Raw genomic sequence first — 2,282 nt, forward strand, 5'->3', positions numbered from 1 at the left:
GGACGCCTGGCGGCAATTCAGACGGGCAGTTATTCGAGCGAAATCAGGCCGTGATGGATGGAGAATTTGACCAGGCTGGGGAGGTCGCTGACGCCGATTTTTTGCATCAGCCGGCTGCGGTAGGTTTCGATCGATTTGGGCGAGAGCGACAGCATGGCCGCCACCTGCGCGCTGGAATGACCTTCCGCCACCAGTTGCAGCACTTCGCGTTCGCGTGTGCTCAGGGCGTCCAGCGGTCCGGCTGCGCGGCTTTCGAGCAGGTAGTCGTCGACCACGGCATCGGAGATCTTCTGGCTGAGGTAGCGTTGGCCGCTCTGCACGATGCGGATGGCGTTGACCAGTTCCGAGCCGGCCGAATTTTTCAGCAGGTAACCCCGCGCGCCGGCCTGCAGCGCGCGGAAAATGTGTTCCTTGGTGGCGTACATGGACAGCATGATGGTTTTGACGGCAGGCGCCACGTCGCGCAGCAGCAGCGCCGCCTCGATGCCGTTCAGGTTCGGCATGGCGATATCCATGATGACGACGTCGGGATGCAGCTGCTCGATTTCCTTGACGGCCTGGCGGCCGTCGCTGCCGGAGCCGACCACGGTGATGTCGCTGTGCACTTGCAGCATCACGGCCAGCCCGTCGCGCACGATGGTGTGGTCGTCGGCGATGTAGATGCGGATCGGCGCCGTCACAGTTCCACCGCCACTTCGATGCAGGTGCCCTTGCCGGGCTCGGAGATGATCTTCAGGTGGCCGCCCAGGGCCTGCGCGCGTTCGCGCATGGAGACCAGGCCCCAGGTCGGTTTCAGCTTGTGGTCGCGTTGCTTGTTGAGGACGAAGCCGACGCCGTCGTCCATGATCGTCAGCGTGACCGAGGTCGGCAGGATGTTGAGCATCACCTCGACGTTGGTGGCGCGCGCGTGTTTGGCGATATTGGTGATGGCGCCCTGGGCGATGCGGAACAGCGAAATCTCCAGCTCCGGCTCCAGCCGGTCGTCGATGCCGTAGACATCCACCGTGAAGCGGAAGCCGGAACGTTCCGCAAACAATTCGCACTGCCAGCGCAGCGCAGCTTCCAGGCCGTAGTCGTCCAGCACCGGCGGCCGCAGCTCGGCCATCAGCCGGCGCACGGCGTCGGTGGTGTCGTCCAGCAGCACGATGGAATCCTTCAGGCGCGCCGCCATGCCGGCAGAAGGGTGGTCATTCGTACCGGAGATTTCTCCGCTCATGATGGTCATGTTGATGCTCAATGCCGCCAGGGCCGAGCCGATGGTGTCGTGCAGCTCCTGCGCAAAGCGCCGCCGCTCGGCTTCTTCCACCCGCGCCAGCTCGCGCGAGACGTCGCGCAGTTCGCGCGTCAGCGCCAGCAGGTTTTCTTCCGACTGCTTGCGTTCGGTAATGTCGACGTGCGACCCCTGCAGCAGGATCGCTTTGTCGTTTTCGTCGAGCATGGCCATGGAGCGCGACAGCATCCAGCGGAAGGTGCCGTCGCGATGGCGCATGCGGTATTCGATTTCCAGCGACTCCTGCGGCGAGGCCAGATAAGCGCGCGTCAGCGTGACGGCGCGCTCGACGTCGTCGGGGTGCAGCCGCGCGGTCCATTCTTCCATGCCGTCGTCGATTTCGTGATCGGCGTAACCGATCTGCCTCTTCCATTCGGGAGAGAAATAGAACTGGTCGGTGCGCAGATTCCAGTTCCATAGCCCGGTGTTGGACGCGCTGACGGCGAGCTTGAGTTGGCCCAGTGTGAACTCCAGTTGGGCGGTACGCTTGAAAATGCCTTTTTCGAGTTCATGGTGGCGCTTTTCCAGCGCTTCTTCCGCTTCTTTGCGCTCGGTGATTTCACGCAGGAAGGTGACTACGCCGATACAGTCGGCGCCGCGATTGACCACGATGGGACTGGCGCTGACTTCCAGCCAGCAGAATCGTCCGTCCAGTCTGGTCATGCCCATCATGATGTTGCTGGCGGCCTGGCGCGTTGTCTGCGCGACAACCATCGGGTAATCCTGATGCGCGAACGAGGTGCCGTCGCTGCGCATGGCCTTGCGGCTGTGGAGCACTGCGGTAACGTCATGCATTTCTTCTTTGCTGCACTCAAGGATGCTTTCAGCAACGCCGTTGCAATCGAACACCGAGCCGTCCGCGTGCTGCATGACGATGCCGTCCGTAAACGCATCCACCAGCGCCCGGTAAAGGTCGTTCTTTTTAAGGCAATCGTCATCTGCCGGTGTGCAACTCAGACTGTTCATGTCGCGTGTCAGGATCGTTTTTGTTTTTGTGGTGCGGTAGTTTCAA

General features: G+C 62.0%; 2 protein-coding genes. Both read right to left on the reverse strand.

From position 1 onward, the window contains the following. Window positions 1-29 precede the first annotated feature (29 nt). Complete coding sequence (locus tag HLUSI_RS0108920) at window positions 30-680, reverse strand: response regulator (RefSeq protein WP_016833634.1); 651 nt, start codon at window positions 678-680, stop codon at window positions 30-32. After that, window positions 677-2,236 (reverse strand): PAS domain-containing sensor histidine kinase, encoded by a 1,560-nt coding sequence (locus HLUSI_RS0108925; RefSeq protein ID WP_083830884.1) that lies wholly within the window; start codon window positions 2,234-2,236, stop codon window positions 677-679. Before HLUSI_RS0108925 ends, HLUSI_RS0108920 begins: the two co-directional genes overlap by 4 nt. Window positions 2,237-2,282: the final 46 nt, after the last annotated feature.

The organism is Herbaspirillum lusitanum P6-12, assembly GCF_000256565.1.
Taxonomy (GTDB): domain Bacteria; phylum Pseudomonadota; class Gammaproteobacteria; order Burkholderiales; family Burkholderiaceae_D; genus Herbaspirillum; species Herbaspirillum lusitanum.

Excerpts from the sequence above, each read along its gene's own strand:
- HLUSI_RS0108925 (WP_083830884.1), bottom strand. The coding sequence starts at position 2,236 with ATGAACAGTCTGAGTTGCACACCGGCAGATGACGATTGCCTTAAAAAG.